At 37.3% G+C, this 16,685-nt stretch carries 17 protein-coding genes; 3 read left to right on the forward strand and 14 right to left on the reverse strand.

From position 1 onward, the window contains the following. Positions 1-784: alpha/beta fold hydrolase (locus tag ACIR131C_RS22385; protein ID WP_071604947.1), on the reverse strand; the 784-nt coding region annotated here is incomplete at its 3' end. A 918-nt stretch (positions 785-1,702) separates the two neighbouring features. On the opposite strand from ACIR131C_RS22385, the gene metG reads away from it, so the two are divergent. The 3 genes from metG to lptC all read left to right on the forward strand — a co-directional run bounded on the left by metG (position 1,703) and on the right by lptC (position 5,393). Then, on the forward strand, positions 1,703-3,298 hold the full coding sequence (metG, locus tag ACIR131C_RS0109875; RefSeq protein ID WP_028090058.1) for a methionine--tRNA ligase: 1,596 nt from the start codon (positions 1,703-1,705) through the stop codon (positions 3,296-3,298). Positions 3,299-3,519: 221 nt separating this feature from the next. Then, entirely contained in the window at positions 3,520-4,149 is a 630-nt protein-coding gene (locus tag ACIR131C_RS0109880) for a LabA-like NYN domain-containing protein (protein ID WP_028090059.1), read from the forward strand. Beyond that, complete coding sequence (gene lptC, locus ACIR131C_RS0109885; RefSeq protein WP_028090060.1) at positions 4,149-5,393, forward strand: LPS export ABC transporter periplasmic protein LptC; 1,245 nt, start codon at positions 4,149-4,151, stop codon at positions 5,391-5,393. The genes ACIR131C_RS0109880 and lptC overlap by 1 nt, the downstream gene beginning before the upstream one ends. A 213-nt stretch (positions 5,394-5,606) precedes the next feature. Here the strand turns inward: lptC and ACIR131C_RS0109890 are convergent, their stop codons facing one another. From ACIR131C_RS0109890 to ACIR131C_RS22395, 13 genes are all read right to left on the reverse strand, one after another. After that, entirely contained in the window at positions 5,607-6,335 is a 729-nt protein-coding gene (locus ACIR131C_RS0109890) for a metallophosphatase (protein ID WP_155963068.1), read from the reverse strand. A gap of 30 nt (positions 6,336-6,365) precedes the next feature. Then, a complete protein-coding gene (locus tag ACIR131C_RS0109895) occupies positions 6,366-7,175 on the reverse strand; it encodes a metallophosphoesterase family protein (RefSeq protein WP_028090062.1) in 810 nt (269 codons plus the stop codon). After that, positions 7,172-7,945, reverse strand: coding sequence for a hypothetical protein (locus ACIR131C_RS0109900; RefSeq protein WP_028090063.1), 774 nt, complete (start codon positions 7,943-7,945; stop codon positions 7,172-7,174). Before ACIR131C_RS0109900 ends, ACIR131C_RS0109895 begins: the two co-directional genes overlap by 4 nt. A 20-nt stretch (positions 7,946-7,965) precedes the next feature. Continuing rightward, positions 7,966-8,340: a phosphoribosyl-AMP cyclohydrolase gene (gene hisI, locus ACIR131C_RS0109905; RefSeq protein ID WP_051289716.1), complete on the reverse strand. Its 375-nt coding sequence runs from the start codon at positions 8,338-8,340 to the stop codon at positions 7,966-7,968. Between the two features lie 153 nt (positions 8,341-8,493). Beyond that, on the reverse strand, positions 8,494-9,141 hold the full coding sequence (folE, locus tag ACIR131C_RS0109910) for a GTP cyclohydrolase I FolE (RefSeq protein ID WP_028090064.1): 648 nt from the start codon (positions 9,139-9,141) through the stop codon (positions 8,494-8,496). A 127-nt stretch (positions 9,142-9,268) separates the two neighbouring features. Beyond that, positions 9,269-10,339, reverse strand: a complete 1,071-nt coding sequence (locus tag ACIR131C_RS0109915) for a CobW family GTP-binding protein (protein ID WP_028090065.1) — start codon at positions 10,337-10,339, stop codon at positions 9,269-9,271. 200 nt (positions 10,340-10,539) lie between these two features. After that, positions 10,540-11,526, reverse strand: a complete 987-nt coding sequence (gene hemB, locus ACIR131C_RS0109920; protein WP_028090066.1) for a porphobilinogen synthase — start codon at positions 11,524-11,526, stop codon at positions 10,540-10,542. 149 nt (positions 11,527-11,675) lie between these two features. After that, entirely contained in the window at positions 11,676-13,910 is a 2,235-nt protein-coding gene (locus ACIR131C_RS0109930; RefSeq protein WP_028090067.1) for a glycoside hydrolase, read from the reverse strand. Between the two features lie 190 nt (positions 13,911-14,100). Continuing rightward, positions 14,101-14,331, reverse strand: coding sequence for a NifU family protein (locus ACIR131C_RS0109940; RefSeq protein ID WP_028084912.1), 231 nt, complete (start codon positions 14,329-14,331; stop codon positions 14,101-14,103). 86 nt (positions 14,332-14,417) lie between these two features. Continuing rightward, positions 14,418-15,071, reverse strand: a complete 654-nt coding sequence (locus ACIR131C_RS0109945; RefSeq protein WP_028090068.1) for a DUF3386 domain-containing protein — start codon at positions 15,069-15,071, stop codon at positions 14,418-14,420. Between the two features lie 152 nt (positions 15,072-15,223). Beyond that, entirely contained in the window at positions 15,224-15,586 is a 363-nt protein-coding gene (locus tag ACIR131C_RS0109950; protein ID WP_028084914.1) for a XisI protein, read from the reverse strand. Beyond that, complete coding sequence (locus ACIR131C_RS0109955; protein WP_028090069.1) at positions 15,574-15,990, reverse strand: XisH family protein; 417 nt, start codon at positions 15,988-15,990, stop codon at positions 15,574-15,576. The genes ACIR131C_RS0109950 and ACIR131C_RS0109955 overlap by 13 nt, the downstream gene beginning before the upstream one ends. Positions 15,991-16,409: 419 nt before the next feature. Then, positions 16,410-16,685 (reverse strand): tetratricopeptide repeat protein (locus ACIR131C_RS22395; protein ID WP_035371776.1); only part of this gene is annotated, 276 nt, incomplete at its 5' end.

A 16,685-nucleotide genomic window follows, 5' to 3' on the forward strand; every position in this document is an offset into this window, starting at 1 on the left:
TAACTTCTAAAAAATTATTATCTTTGAGAATTTGATACAAATTCACATCTTCCTCTAACAAGCAAGCATGACCGCTATTTGGCAGGATCAATGTCTTACTATTTGGTAAAATACTAGCTAATCTGGTGATTTCGGTGACAGAAGGTAATAAACGATCATTCCCACTACCAATGAGTAAAACTGGTTGTGTGAGCTTTTGTAAATCCTTTTTGTCAATTTGAAAATCTCGTAATAAAGACAACCGCCAGTTTACAGTCTCTGGTGGTATCGAACCCATGGCCGCTAGAAGTATTTGGCGCTGGCTTTCAGAAACGCGCTCTAATGAAGCCAGGAATGGTAACAAAGCTAATGAACCAACATTAAATAATAATGATGGGACAAACTGGGTAAACTGGGATATCCAGCTAAACCAGGGCTGCTGCAAAAAAGAAGAAGCGGGATTAATTAAGATAATACGCTTAAATAAATGTGGTGACTCGGTTGCTACTTTCATGGCTAAACAACCACCAAAGGACTCACCACAGAGGTATATTGGCCGTTGACAGCTTTTTTCCAGTTCACCATGAATCAAATCTAAAACATTTCTGGCTAAAACATCCCAAGTACCAAGATGGTTCTTAGATATGGCCAAGCAACGAATATCTAAACCTGTGGATAATTCAGGGATTTGGGTTTGTAACAATTGACCAGTGCCATCCATTCCTGGTAAATAGATAAATAAGGGAGCATCCGACTGTACTGGTTTTGGAGTCAAAAAACAAGGTTTCAGGTCAACGGCTGGCATTTTGCGACTTTTTTTAATCTATTCTATCTTTAACTGTACCGTTTCTCTGCTCCAGATGGGGACTATGACATATTTTCTCCTTGTCTCCTGGTAAAATTAACCTTTCCAGACAAAAAACAACCCACTCTGAAACCATGATTACAGAATTTACGGCAATTTGTATTCATCATATATAAATATGTGAAAGCGTCAAATCCTCCTAGCTGCCAATAATGTCACCTTGACATTATACATCATACTATAGCATTCCCCAAAGATTTATGTACTTAAATGACATGGGATTACCATATCTAAAGTAGTGATAAATCTATATATTGCTAGTAGTTGATTGATTGACAATGGTGAAGAAATTGCAGTTTATCTTGATGTATTTTTTAAATTTACTCACTATAAACTTACAAATATTCTCAGATAAATGTCGTCAAAAACATAAGACGGTAAATCTGGGTTAGGAGTCACTAAATCAGAAACCTTGTTCAGGAAAATCCAAGAAATATCTGAAAATTTATTTTAGTTGGGGATAAAAAACCAGCTAATCATGAATTTCCAGCCAAATCATGGCAGAAAATCCTGAATATTGAAACTAATACTCTTGTCATGAATTGGATAATTTTATATGCTCAATTGTATGGAGATCATCATCTATATTCCTGGAATTTGGATTAGTGTATTCTCTGTGACTACTAAGGAAATAAACAGGTTTTACCATGATTATTAGTAAATGCTTTACCCGATTTGACAAGAAATCATTTAGGAGCTTTATAGAAATGATGAAACAATTCTCAATTCCATAAATTTGTTACGATTAAGGAGTAATTTAATAAAAAACCGTAGCAATGTTATATAATTGCGTAGTTTTATCTAGATAATCTAGATGATTAAGAGAGAAAACTGATTAATAATTTGCTTTTATTGTCCATGAATTTAGTGAATAAAACAGAAAACACTTTTGCACTGACAACACCGCTATATTATGTCAACGATGTTCCCCATATTGGCAGTGCTTATACGACTATAGCGGCAGATGTCATAGCCCGGTTTCAACGCTTACAGGGAAATCAAGTTTTACTAATTACGGGTACAGATGAACACGGACAAAAAATCCAGCGTTCAGCAGCCAGTTTAGGAAAAGCACCGCAAGATTTTTGTGATCAAATTGTTCCTAGTTTTACAAGACTGTGGGATTTACTCGATATTCAATATGATCGCTTTAGTCGGACCACAGCACCCCGTCACGAAGCCATAGTTAAAGAGTTTTTTCAGCGAGTTTGGGAAAATGGTGACATCTATCAAGGAGAACAACAAGGTTGGTACTGCGTTTCCTGCGAAGAATTTAAGGAAGAACGGGATTTACTAGAAAATAAACGCTGTCCCATCCATACTACCAAAGAAGTGGAATGGCGGGATGAGCAGAACTATTTCTTCCGTTTATCCAAATATCAAACTCAGTTAGAGGAATTTTACCAATCTCACCCTGATTTTATCCAACCTGTGAGCAGACGGAATGAAGTTTTCAATTTTGTCGCTCAAGGTTTACAAGATTTTTCCATTTCCCGGGTAAATCTTGACTGGGGTTTTCCTGTACCTGTGGACTCTAAACATACATTGTATGTGTGGTTTGATGCTCTACTGGGTTATGTAACAGCTTTGTTAGAACCAGACGCAGAAGCGACTCTAGGTAATGCTTTACAAACATGGTGGCCGATTAATCTCCACCTGATTGGTAAGGATATTTTACGCTTTCATGCTGTTTACTGGCCAGCAATGCTGATGTCAGCGGGTTTACCTTTACCAGATAGGGTATTTGGACATGGTTTTTTAACTAAAGACGGTCAAAAAATGGGTAAAACTCTGGGTAATACCCTTGATCCTATCACTTTAGTGGAAAATTATGGTAGTGATGCCATTCGTTATTACTTCCTTAAGGAAATCGAATTTGGGAAAGATGGCGATTTTAATGAAATAAGGTTCATTAATGTTTTGAATGCAGATTTGGCGAATGATTTAGGTAATTTGTTGAATCGCACTTTAAATATGGTGAAGAAATACTGCTCTAGTCAAGTACCGTCCATAACCCAAGCAACTATTCCGGCTGAAAATCCTTTAAAAATCATCGGGTTAGAGTTGGGAGAAAAGGTAAAACAAGCATATACAGCTTTAGCTTTTAATGAAGCCTGTCACTATGTTTTATCTCTGATACAAGCCAGTAACAAGTTTATTGATGATCAAGCCCCTTGGTCGTTATATAAACAAGGTAAACAGGAAGATGTAGAAGTGGTGCTATATGCGGTTCTGGAATCTGTGAGACTAGCAGCTTATCTCCTCTCCCCAATTATTCCTAATATCAGCAGTGATATTTATCAGCAATTAGGCTGGGGAATTAATTTTAATGAACAAAAAGAAAGTGCAATTTTAGCCCCTTTTTGTACCCACTCAACATGGGGAATATTATCCGATAAACAACAATTGGGGACACCCAAACCAGTTTTCAAACGGATAGAAACATCAAAATAAAAGATTAATTTTGGGAACTGCTAATTCCTTCACAAAACGATTCGGGGCTGGACTGTCACCAATGATAGTTAAGAAAATGGGTCAATAATCAGGGCTTTTTCGCTGCTGATTTTATGACTCCTGATCTATCAGCCCCGGAAACTTATCATAAGCCATTCTAACAAATCATGTAGTTAGAAATTTCTATCATAACAGGGATAACAACACAAGGTATGACAACAATGTTGAATAATTTGGAAAACGACTCGATATTTACGCCAGAACAAGTTTTGGAAAATCGGGGACGGGTGGCCATCTTTATTGACGGCTCAAACTTATTTTATGCGGCGCTACAACTAGGAATCGAAATTGATTATACTAAGTTATTGTGTCGTTTAACTGGGGGTTCAAGACTATTACGGGCTTTTTTCTACACAGGGGTAGATCGGACAAATGAGAAGCAACAGGGATTTTTGTTGTGGATGCGTCGCAACGGCTATAGAGTCATTGCTAAGGATTTGGTACAACTACCTGATGGTTCTAAAAAAGCTAACCTAGATGTGGAAATAGCCGTTGATATGATGGCTTTAGTTGATTCCTATGATACCGCAGTTTTAGTCAGCGGTGATGGTGATTTGGCTTATGCTGTCAATTCTGTCAGCTATCGGGGTGTGAGGGTAGAGGTGGTGAGTTTACGATCTATGACTAGTGATAGTTTAATTAATGTTAGCGATCGCTATATTGATTTAGAAGCTGTCAAGGAAGATATCCAAAAAACTCCCCGTCAAAGTTACCCATATCGGCCATTGTCTAGTATGGGTTTTTTAGACGACCCTAGAGGTTGTGATAGACATCTAGAATTTCCAGAGTAATGCAATATTCACAAGACAGGGAGAATGGAAGACAAACATCAAAACGTCAGTGGGGAAGTAAAGATCATTCCCCCCACTTCTATTCCTTTTCACAGTTTAGATTATCAACAAATTGGCTTTGCCTGTCTTTATCATTGTGCTTAGGGTTATGGTTATCTGCTTGTGGTAATCCCTCTGCACCTAACCAATCAAAAACTAACACTTCATCTCCCAACGAAGATGAAACTAAGTTAACTTTTTTTGGTGTAGTTTTAGAACAATTTGATGAGACAGGGAAGCCAATTTGGAAAGTTAAAGCCAAAGAAGCAAAATACACTACAGACAAACAAATGGGTCAGGCTCAAAGTCCTGAAGGGGAACTCTACCAAGATGGAAAAGTTGTTTATCAAATTAAAGCAGAAAAAGCTGACATTAAGCAAGATGGTAAGCAACTTTTTCTTCAGGGTAAAATTGTGGCTACTGACCCCCGCAATGGTATTGTTTTTCAGGGTAATGAGTTAGAATGGCGACCTCAAGAAGATTTATTAATTGTCCGTAATCAGTTAAATGGTAGCCATAAACAATTACAAGCAACAGCCCAAGAAGCTAAGGTAAAAACTCGTGAGCAACGGGTAGAATTTTCAGGAGGAGTATTAGCAAAATCTACAGACCCACAGTTACAAATGAGAACTGAACATTTAATATGGCAAATTAAGGATGATAAACTATTTAGCGATCGCTTTATCCAAATAGAACGATATCAGGATAACAAAATCTCTGGTCGCAGTCAAGGCAATGCTGCGGAAATTAATTTAAAAACTCAAATTGCAATTCTCCAACCACAGGCTAAATTAGAGTTAGTAAATCCGCTGATGCAAATTACTAGTAACTCTATAACCTGGAATATTCGGAAGGAAAATATCACTACTAATTCTCCCATTCGTGTCTTCAAAGCTGCTGAGAATCTAACTGTCACAGCTAATCAAGGAAAAATGAACATACCAGAAAACACCGTCTATCTCACTGGAAATGTCAATGCAGTTGGACAGCGTAGTCAGTCTTTAAAGTCAAATCAATTGACTTGGTATTTAAATAAAAAGTTGTTAGAGGCTAAGGGAAATGTAATTTATGATCAAGTTGCACCAAAATTAACTTTTCAAGGAGAAACAGCCATTGGTAATTTAGAAACAGAAAATATTGTGGTTAAAGGTGGTAATTCTGGACAGAAAGTAATCACAGAAATTATCCCCCAGGAAAATAGGTAATATCATGTCCGCCCAATCATACGATATAGTTGATCATTGTACTGCCTTTTCCCCATTACCAATTACCCATTACCAGCCTCAACAGATATGATCAGTTTTTAACCAGACATGATATAATACAGCAGTTTCCGGTATTATCAAGTACAGATTTAGGATTAGACAATTTAGTTGCGTAACAGCTTAACGATCATCTCTGGCCAAATGGAGACACCGCTACTTTTGAAACCCTCTACGTTGTCCATAATATATAGTTTTAAATTTGACCTGATTTGTGCCTGGATGATAAATAGTGTAAGTAGCTTCTCCTGGGGTTCGTCCCACATTTCCTACCCCAACTACTTGACGGGAACTGGTGGTGACTATTTCTGGGGAAAATTGACTATCTAGAGTGGTAATTTTACTGTTGATAGAACCCCCTTGTAATTTGTATTGGAAGGTTAAACCAGAACGACCGCAAAATAGGTTATTCGCTTGCATCCGTGATAGTCTATCTAACATTTGTATAGGAGGAGTTTGGGGATTAAGTTCTTCACTCACACCCACGGTTGAACCATGTATCAATAAACAATCTAACTCAAAAAAACCTAAATCGAGCGATCGCAACCATTGTACGGTTTGACGAGAAACACAATCCCACAATCTTTGTACAGTGTCACCTCCATATTTTGCTATCAATTCTGGTGCGTCTGCGGTTAGTCCTAAACCATGTAAAATTAAACATTGTTCTTCCCACCATCCTTTACAAATCATCGGTGCTAATTCACCCCGTCGCTGTGATTTGACTCTTTGTACCAACCCTTCAGATTCCTGTGTTGGACCGACTAAATCACCGATAATGTATAATGCCTCTATATAACGGCTTTGACGTTTAATATCAGCCATTACAGCCTCATAGGCCGACAAATTTCCCTCAATTCCACTCAAAATCGCCCACATAATCAATTTTAGATTTTAGATTTTAGATTTTAGATTTTATCTGGTACAAACATGAGTTGGATCATCTGCGCGTTCTGCATATTCTAAGCCATGAGCCAAGCGCCAAGCAAAAATTTCTGGTAATCCTTTTTGGATAATTGCTGCACAGGTTTTTTGATAATCATAAGTAACTTCTCGTAAAGTCACCGCTTGATTATCGGTTTCGTAAATTACATAAGTTGCATTTGGTCGTCCATGACGTGGTTCTCCCACAGAACCTACATTAACAATCTTTTTCAGAGGAGATAAAAAATTTATTTTACGTGATTCTCCTTGAGCGTCAACTTCGATTTGTAACTCACCAGCATTCAGATCACGAGCATAGGGAACGTGAGTATGTCCACAAAATAGCACATCCGCACCTGTAGAAAGTACCCGTTCTAAAGCCACAAAAGCATCAATTTCTGGTAATAAATATTCATGGTTACTATGGGGACTACCGTGAACAAAGGCCAAATTTTGCCATTCTAGACTATAGGGTAAATTAGCTAAAAATTCCCGATTTTCTGGGTTAATTTCCTGATTTGTCCATTGGTGAGCTTTAATTCCTCTTTTTTCTGCCAATACTGAAGGATAACTACAATCACAAGCGTTTAATCCCTCTACAACATCTTCATCCCAACAACCAGCGCAGGTAGGAATATCTAAAGAACGAATTTTATCAATTACAGCATTTGGGTACGGTCCATATCCCACTAAATCACCAACACAAAAGATTTTTTCGGCTTTTTGCTGGTCAATATCTAATAGTACAGCATCTAAGGCTTCATAATTACCATGAATACATGACATAACGGCTATTTTCATACTTCTTGACCTTCTAGTAAAATTTGTTGTACCTGTTGTTGATATTGAAAAATTAATGATTCAGATAAAAAGCAATCTAATAATGTTTCTTTTAAGGCTGTTTCAGCTAGATTTTTTCCTACTATTTCTATCCCACTAAATCGTTGAGGTCTTCCTTGTAAATGTCGTGGTAAATCTAATTCTAAAAAGTCTATTTGGGGAACACCAGAAACAAAATCACAGTAAAGGGAACGTCCGTCATTAACATCAAAAATTGCCTTAGCGCGAGTAACAATACCATAAGCACCATGAGTTATTTCATACCAAAATTCCTCTAAACTATTTTCATCTATAACCTGACCTGTAGTTTCTACTCGCCATAGATTTTCTATAATTATACTTGGAACTGGCGCACCATATATAATTTCCTTTGTCCAATGATCATATTCAGAGTTTTTCAAATCGGGAGGGATAATTGCCACGGCGCGGTAATTTAAATTACCCAATATTTGTGATATAGCCTTTAACTCTAGATAAGAACCTAATTCGATATAAACACTATCTGCGGTAGGGATATGATCAATAAATTCAACTTCTTGACCGTCACTAAATATTTTTAAATCAGGAAAATCAGTAGCCATTTTAGTTTTATCAATGGGAATATTACCCGTTCCCAAACTAAAATAAATTACTTTTTCAGAAGATATAATCTCTCGAATCTCTTGACAAATCCAGGTAGTTTTGCCAGATCCAAATAATCCAGCCACAACAGTAATCATGGGCGTATTCATGGGTAAACTAATAGTAAAAATTATGTATAGGTTGACAAAATTTCCACAGAATTAAAAAAACAACTTCTTGCTCCAGTATGACAGGCTTGATCACCAACTTGGTCAATCTTAACAAGAATTGTATCACCATCACAATCATAAAAAAGCTCCTTTAGCTTTTGAATATGTCCAGATGTTGCTCCTTTATGCCATAATTGGGAACGAGAACGACTCCAATAATGAACTTCACCGGTAGCTAGGGTTTTGACAATTGATTCTGCATTCATCCAAGCCATCATTAAAACTGTACCATCATAGTAATCTTGAGCTATGGCCGGAATTAAACCCTGCTCATTAAATTTCAAATTTTCAATCATCTCAGTAGTATTGGCTAAATCGAATTTTATCTTAATCATTTATCTCTCATTATCTGCGTTTATCTGCGTTTATCTGCGGTCAAATATTTTTCTTTTTACCTCTAATAAATTCAGGATTGATAATTCATAATGTAGAGACAGATATATCTTATCTCTACATAATACCAACCAAATTTATCTCAAAAAAGGCCTTTAGTAAAAGTTAGGATTGTGTCGAATCAAATTCATAAATTCTTCACGAGTAGATGGGTCTTCAGAAAACACACCACGCATGGCGCTGGTAACAGTCCAAGAACCTGGTTTTTGCACTCCTCTCATCACCATACACATATGAGTTGCTTCAATGACCACTGCAACCCCTTTAGGTTTGAGTAAACCTTGCACTGCATCAGCAATTTGTAAAGTCAACCGTTCTTGTACTTGTAAACGTCGAGCATACATTTCACAAATGCGAGCAATTTTTGATAAACCAATGACTTTACCATTAGGAATATAAGCGACATGAGCGCGACCAATAATCGGTAATATGTGGTGTTCACAGGAGCTAAAAAGATCAATATCCCGGACTAAAACCATTTCATTAGCATCTTCGGTGAAAACTGCTCCATTTAATAGTTCATCCAAAGATTGATGATATCCATTCGTCAGAAACTTTAAAGCTTTAACAACTCTTTTGGGAGTATCTTTTAACCCTTCTCTGTCAGGATTTTCTCCCAATCCAATCAACAAAGTGCGTACAGCTTGTCTCATATCATCTTCTGTTACAGTTGGTAATTCTTGCCGATATAAGGATGAAATGTCAGCAGTAGAATTTAGCTCTGGACGAATAGATAAAGTCATTTTTTTAGCTTAATGGGGATGATTTATGAGCAAAGTTAATAGTTTCATTTATAAACTATATCTATAAATAGCTATTAACTAAATTTGATTTGATGAATTTGAGAATTAATGAAGACTTTTAAACTAACTATAACAAACATTCGCTAAGTTTTGCATGAATCTCATTAGCCTCCAATTTTCTACCAATAAAAACTACCTGATTTTTAGGTTGATTAGGCCATTCGTCAGCGTGCAAAGTGTAACGAGGTCCACTGAGTTGAAAGATATGACGCAAGCCACTATCACTAAACCATAAAATTCCTTTAGCACGAAATACATTCTGCGGTATTTCTTCAGTCAAAAAATGCTCAAATTTATGGACATCAAATGGTTTATTACTTTGGAAAGAAATTGAAACAAACCCATCATTATCTAAATGATCGGAGTGATGATGATGATGTTCATGTTCATGTTCATGTTTATGTTCATGTTTATGTTCATGTTTATGGTCATGTTCATGTTTATGGTCATGGTTATGACGATCTTCATCATCAGTGACAATATACTTATGTATTGGTGTTAAACTCACATCTAAGATCAATGGTAAAGCAACTTCACCATATTGAGTATGTAGAATTTTCGCTCCCATTTTGACATCATGGATAAAATCTTCTAATTCTTGTATTTTTTCTGGCTTCACAAGGTCTATTTTATTGAGGAGAATAATATCTCCATAGGTAATCTGTCTTAAAGCTGCTTCACTATCGAAATGTTTTTCATCAAAGGCTTCAGCATCTACCACTGTAATAATTGAATCTAGGTTAGTTAAATCCCTCAATTCTGTTCCCAGAAAAGTTAAAATGATTGGTAAAGGATCAGCAACACCTGTAGTTTCAATAACTAGATAATCAATGGGATCTTCTCTTTCTAGAACTCGATAAACCGCATCAACTAAACCATCATTAATTGTACAACATATACAGCCATTACTAAGTTCCATCATAGCTTCATCTACAGAAATTAGTAATTGACTATCAATGTTAATATCACCAAACTCATTGACGAGGACAGCGACTTTTAAATCTTGTTTGTTGTGAAGAATCTGATTTAAAAGCGTAGTTTTACCACTTCCTAAAAACCCTGTAATTATAGTTATTGGCATTCCGCGTTTGGGTATTTCAGGAATTGCATTTTTTGCGTTTAAAGTGATTGTATTCATCTGAAAATCTGGGTTTTACTTGACAAAAAAAGTACGGTAAAAGTGAATTTTTAAGACAAGTTTTTCCTTGTCATACTGAATAAACTGACCATAGCTAACAAAAATGATAACCGTTATCAAGTTAACACAAAAAAAGTCCGAATGTAAATGATTTTGTCATTTATTTGCCAAAAAATCTTTGCCACTTCCTGAACAGAACCTTAACTCAACATCAAAGCCACTTCTTTGGCAAAATAAGTTAAAATTAAATCAGCACCAGCCCGCTTCATACTGGTTAAAGTCTCTAAAATCACCTTTTTCTCATCAACCCAACCCTTTTCAGCAGCCGCTTTAATCATTGCATATTCACCACTAACATTATAAGCTGCAACTGGTAAATTTGTGGCTAATTTTACTTGACATATAATGTCTAAATAAGCCAAAGCTGGTTTCACCATGATAATATCCGCACCCTCAGCAATATCAAGTTCAACTTCTTTCAAAGCCTCTTTAGCGTTAGCCAGGTCCATTTGATAGGTTTTTTTGTCACCAAATTTGGGCGCGGAATCTAAAGCATCTCGAAATGGTCCATAATAGGCAGAAGCATATTTAGCCGAGTATGCTAAAATCCCCACATTTATATAACCTTCAGCGTCTAAAGCTTGACGAATTGCGCCAATTCTACCATCCATCATATCAGAAGGAGCAACAAAATCAGTTCCTGCTTCTGCTTGAGAAAGTGCCATTTTCACCAAAACTTCTATAGTAGGGTCATTGAGAATAATTCCATTTTCATCCACTAAACCATCATGACCATGGGTAGTAAAAGGGTCAAGAGCGACATCAGTAATGACAATTATTTCCGGGACTAGCTTTTTAATAGCTTTAACCGTTTCCTGTACCAATCCCTGCTGGTTGTAACTTTCCGAACCTGTTTCATCTTTATCTTTTTCTGGAATTACCGGGAAAATTGCTACAGCATTAATTCCCATTTGTGACACTTCGGCAATTTCTTTCAGGAGTAAATCGAGAGAAAAACGATAACAACCGGGCATAGAAGATATCTCTACCTTTTCCCCTTCCCCCTCCATGACAAACACGGGATAGATCAGATCATCCACAGTTAAAATTGTTTCCCGTACCATCCTCCGTAGAGTTTCAGTACGACGCAGACGGCGGGGACGTTTAAGCAAGCTTTGAGACGACATAGAAGATTAACCAAAATGATAATCATTATTATAAATCATCTCGTCTAAATCCCCACCACCAATTTTATTTATTTTATTTTTCCTCCGTGTTTGCAGGGAATTTGCGCGAAACAAAAACCAGAAATCCCGATAAAAATCGGGAATTACCACTAAGGAACATCAATAGGAATCAAACCATTTTCCGGCACATAACTAGAAAAACAACCATCATCAGATAAGACCAAAATTAACCGTAGAGGATAATCGGGAGGAACTTGCAAATCAGCCCAAGGTATTGCTATTTCTAGACAAGAATCTAAAGCAACTTGAGCGCGAGTAGCACGGGGATACCATAAATGATTGTCTCCTGCTGCTCTAAATTGCACGGACTGACTCAGTAAATTCACTTCTAAATGATGGTGAAATAGATAATTCAAGGGTGCTGTATCTGGTACTTCAGCTATAGGTATAGAACTATTCACCATTATCCGCTCAGGATAATACCAGAATAGGTGTAAATCCGGTGGTATGTCCCGACCGGGAACAGCACCAGTTTTAAAATCTACCCGCACGTAAAAGTTTAAATGGTCTACACCATACCAAAGACGCTGGACAGTGCTACTACTGTGCATTGTTCCCCTTGCACCACCCACTTCTATCCGTCCGGCTCTATCCCAATCTTGCTCATCACCTTTACCATCTATGTTAGGATGGATAAATCCCTCTGGTTTGTGGTCTAAACGGGCTGCATGGATTTCTAGGGGACTGTGGAGATAGGGTGGTATAGGTTCATTTAAGGCTGTGTAAATACCGTGCAGATGTTCCCGAAATAATTGGTCAAAAATGGCATCTTGATTAGAAGAATGGCCTTCTCCAAACCACCAAAACCAATCTGAACCTTCAGCAGCATATAAGGCTTCCCAGGCTGCGGGGTTGTTCTCTTCTGTAGCTTCCGGGTGATTTGCTAATACTTGTCTAGCTGCGGTGAGATAGTCCCAAGCGCGGTTTTTGACCGGGTCTCCTATCCATGTGGTAAAATTGCCATCTACCCAAGAACCGCTATGGAGTTGTTCACTTTTTATGGTTGCGGTGGGAGGGAACTGGTCAATAAATTCCGAAACGGTGACAAGTTTGATGTGGGGTTCATGACTCAAACTTTCATATAATGCTTCTAGGAAGTCTTTACCGTCATGGGGATAAAATTCCCAACAATTTTCCCCGTCTAGGGCAATTGTAACTAACCAAGGTTGATCATCATCACTTTCTTTTTGTTGTTTAGCGATCGCTTGCAAATGTCCAATTAAATCCGCTGCTGCTTTCTTAGCCGGCATAGATCCATAGGTAAAACCAATTAAATCCGATAACCTATGATCACGAAAGACTATAGATACATCCCCAGCGGCAGTTTGCAGACGATAGGGACGATAAAGCAGTTTTGGTTTTTGCACATTTCCCACAGCGTCTCGATGAAAAAAGTGTTTTAATGACCAACCTAAAACCGCTTCATCTGAACAAATCCATTTAAAACCTTGTTTAATAATATACGGTAAAATTTCTGGACTAACGGACTGTTCCGAAGGCCACAAACCTCTAGGATCTTGTCCAAATCTATCTATATATAAATCCCAGGATTTTTGTAAATGTCGAGGTATATCTTCTACCCACTGAAACCTCTGTTTAGGTAATGTCATCTGCGGCACTGCTACCCGTCCAGCATTGGTATCAGCTAATAGAGGCAGAATTGGGTGAGTATAGGGAGTCGTGGTAACTTCTAGTTGACCACTTTTCTGCATTTTCCGATGTTGGGGAATAATTTGACTGAGAATTTGCCGCTGTTTGGAATAAATGCGCTGGCGATCGCCTAAACTAAAATTACGTCCTTGTTCTAACCAAGCAGCAATTTCCGGGTCATGCCAAAACAAAGGATCAATCCAAGCCAAATTATGCCAAGCTAATAAATCGCCATAATCTGACAATTTCCAGTTTGCTAAACACCATTGCTGTCCCTGTTCCTGTCTTTGATAATATAATTCGGCATAACGAGGATGGGGATCAATCAAAGTATGATGATTAGCATCAAAGAAATGTTGAATAATAAACTCTTTTTGTTCACGGGTCAACTGTTCCACAGCAGTCAAACTAGCAGTTAAATAGGGGTCAAAAGCCGTACCCGCAACATAATCTTCCAGTTGTAATATTAACGAAGGTACTAAATTTACCGTTTGGTGCAACTTAGGATACTTTTCTAACAATAATACTAAATCCAAATAATCCTTAGTGCCATGTAACCGTACCCAAGGCAAGCGATACTGTTGACTAATCACCAAAGAACTGCCATTCTCAGGAGACTTGTACAACGGTTGATGTTGATGCCAGATAAATGCAACGTGCAGAGGATGAGACATAAGATCTATAAAAGAGTAGTAATAGGTAATGGGTAATGGGTAATGGGTAATGGGTAATGGGTAATGGGTAATGGGTAATGGGTAATAGGTAATGGGTAATGGGTAATGGGTAATGGGTAATGGGTAATAGGTAATGGGTAATGGGTAATAGGAATATCTTACCAATCACCAATTACCCATTACCAGTAATTTAGATAACTTGTTCTACTTCAGATATCTCAGGAATCATTTCCTTGAGACGACGTTCAATACCCATTCTCAAAGTCATAGTCGAACTGGGACAAGAACCACAAGCACCCTGTAACCGGAGTTTAACAATTGGTCCATCTAATTCGACAATTTCCACGTTACCACCATCAGAAATGAGATAAGGGCGCATTTCATCTAGTACGGTTTCTACATTTTCTAGCGTTAATTGCATTGTTCCTGTCCTACTTCTTGATAAATTGGTAATTATCCGAGTTGCTAATGATCTAGTTTAGGCTGATAATTGTCCGTTGTCCGTTTTCAGTTGTTACTTAACTGAATCTGAGAATAAACAAACTCAGTAATTGATTGCGGAGTTTCAGTTTTTCCGTCTTCATACTCTGCTACTATCTGGTTTGTCAAAATGTAATAATCACCAAACTTTTGATATGTATCCGTAAATTTGAGAATGCTATTAACATCACCTGTTTGCGAATTACGAAAAACCACATGATAAGCAGAAGGGATATAACCGCAGTCTGTAGCTAGAAAATCGTCATAATTCATCTCCAAGGCCATACGACCCATAACCCGAACCTCTTGATATATTTTTTGGTTACGGATTTGATAGTGAGAATCAGTATTCCCACCCTTGACAAAAACCATTACCCCATCATTTTCTACAGACTCACCTAAAATAAACTCATGTTGACCATAGGAATCTAAAAAACTAGTTTTTTGACAGCGGGTAACTACTTCCTGTAACTGAATATCAATTCCTGCTGCTATTTGTTGATCTGCGACTTCTGTAACTTGTATATTCAGGCTGGGGTCAATCTGAATCTTACCACTATAAACCTCACCTTCCTGTAGTAGTTGCACATTGGCAGCATAACCAGGAAAATTCTCATCCCAAGTGTAACGACTTTCATAAGCAGTTTGAAATAAAGTTTCTGCTGTTGACTGAATTGCCATATCACCACTTTGACTGCACTTTTCTAATAGTTTAATGCAAAGTTGTTGTTTTTTAAATTATACAGAGATATATTTGTGTTTTTACGTGGGATGTCGTAATTGGTAGCTTTCCAGAGGATTATGTTGGCCGGGTGGGCTTCAAGTTTACCTCTTTAAGCCGACGCAAATTCTGTTAAACTGCGTTTACTGGGATGATGGAAACCTAAAACAATATCACTTTGGGGTATTCCTGCTGATAGTAAATCATCAACAACACATAAATTAGTTGCATCTTCTTCCACCCAAATTTTACCATTTTTAATACAAAGATAAATGATAATATGTTGTATTTGTTTTTTGTCATCCCAACCAAACCGAAACCAAATATATTGATCTCTTTTTTCATCAAAAGCTAACCGTTCAGTAGCCTCAATTTCACCATTTTCGCCATTTTTAACATTTTGAGGATTACTCATTTTGTAATATTCCATCAATATATTTTTGATGATATTACGGTACTGTTCTAGTTTATCCATTTTTGAATTTCCTCCTTTTTTGTATTTACAACTATCAATAGAAGGTGATTTTCTTGGATGACTGCTTGTACAGATTGACGTTGAAAAAATTTATCATAAACAACATCATCAATTGCTAAATAAAGTTTATATTCTGGTTGAGTAAGTTGAATAAGTTTCCGATATACTATGTATTGTCCCAAGGCACTGTGAAAATCATACATTAGAGACTTACCCACAAAGCTCTTGATCTCTACAACAATCTTCTGTCCCTGACGTTCTGCCGCAATTGGTTTTTCTGCTGCTAAGTCAGCGTAAAGTTCAGCATCTTCATATTTAATAAAGTAAGGATCATCTGTAATAGTCCAACCATCTTTTATCAATGCGTTCTTGACTTCATTATGGTATATATCTTTCGCTGGCATGGTATAACTATTGAGTAATAATAATATAACAGATGAAATAGCTTTAAAAATCACCAATATATTTGTGTTTTTACGTGGGATGTGGTAATTGGCAGCTTTCCAGAGGAATATGTTAATTGAGTTTAATTTCAGTATAGCATAAATTAAAATTGTCTGATTCAGACAAAATTCCATAGGGGCAACCCCCCGTAGTTGCCCCAAAAACACCGGTAAGCACGGGGGCGCTACCCCTACATCAAATCCAAATCTTTTATACAATCAATTCTGCTGGCCTGTTTATCTCACCCAAAAACGCAAAGACAAACCAAAAATCTCACAATCACATCCTGTTAATCCTTAAATCCTGGACATTATCTCGACTTCGCTCGATAACCACCTGATTCTGACAAAATCACAATTAACATCACCAAAGAAACTCCCTACAACCTTTTTAATAAAGCCATAGCTTTTTCATAAGCAGCAGTATTTCCTTGAGCCATGAACAATTGCGCTGCTCGTTGCAGGTCTTCTCTGGCTTTTTGTTTGTCACCAAGTTGATAATAAACAATTCCCCGGTTGCCGTAGGCTTTGGCATCGTTAGGATTAATCTTGATAGCTAGGTTGAAATCATCTATTGCTCCTGGCTTATCTCCTAATTCAGAACGGACACTCCCCCGGTTATAGTAGGCTTCGGCAAAGTTAGGATTAATCTTGAT

Source organism: Dolichospermum circinale AWQC131C, assembly GCF_000426905.1.
Lineage (GTDB): Bacteria > Cyanobacteriota > Cyanobacteriia > Cyanobacteriales > Nostocaceae > Dolichospermum > Dolichospermum circinale.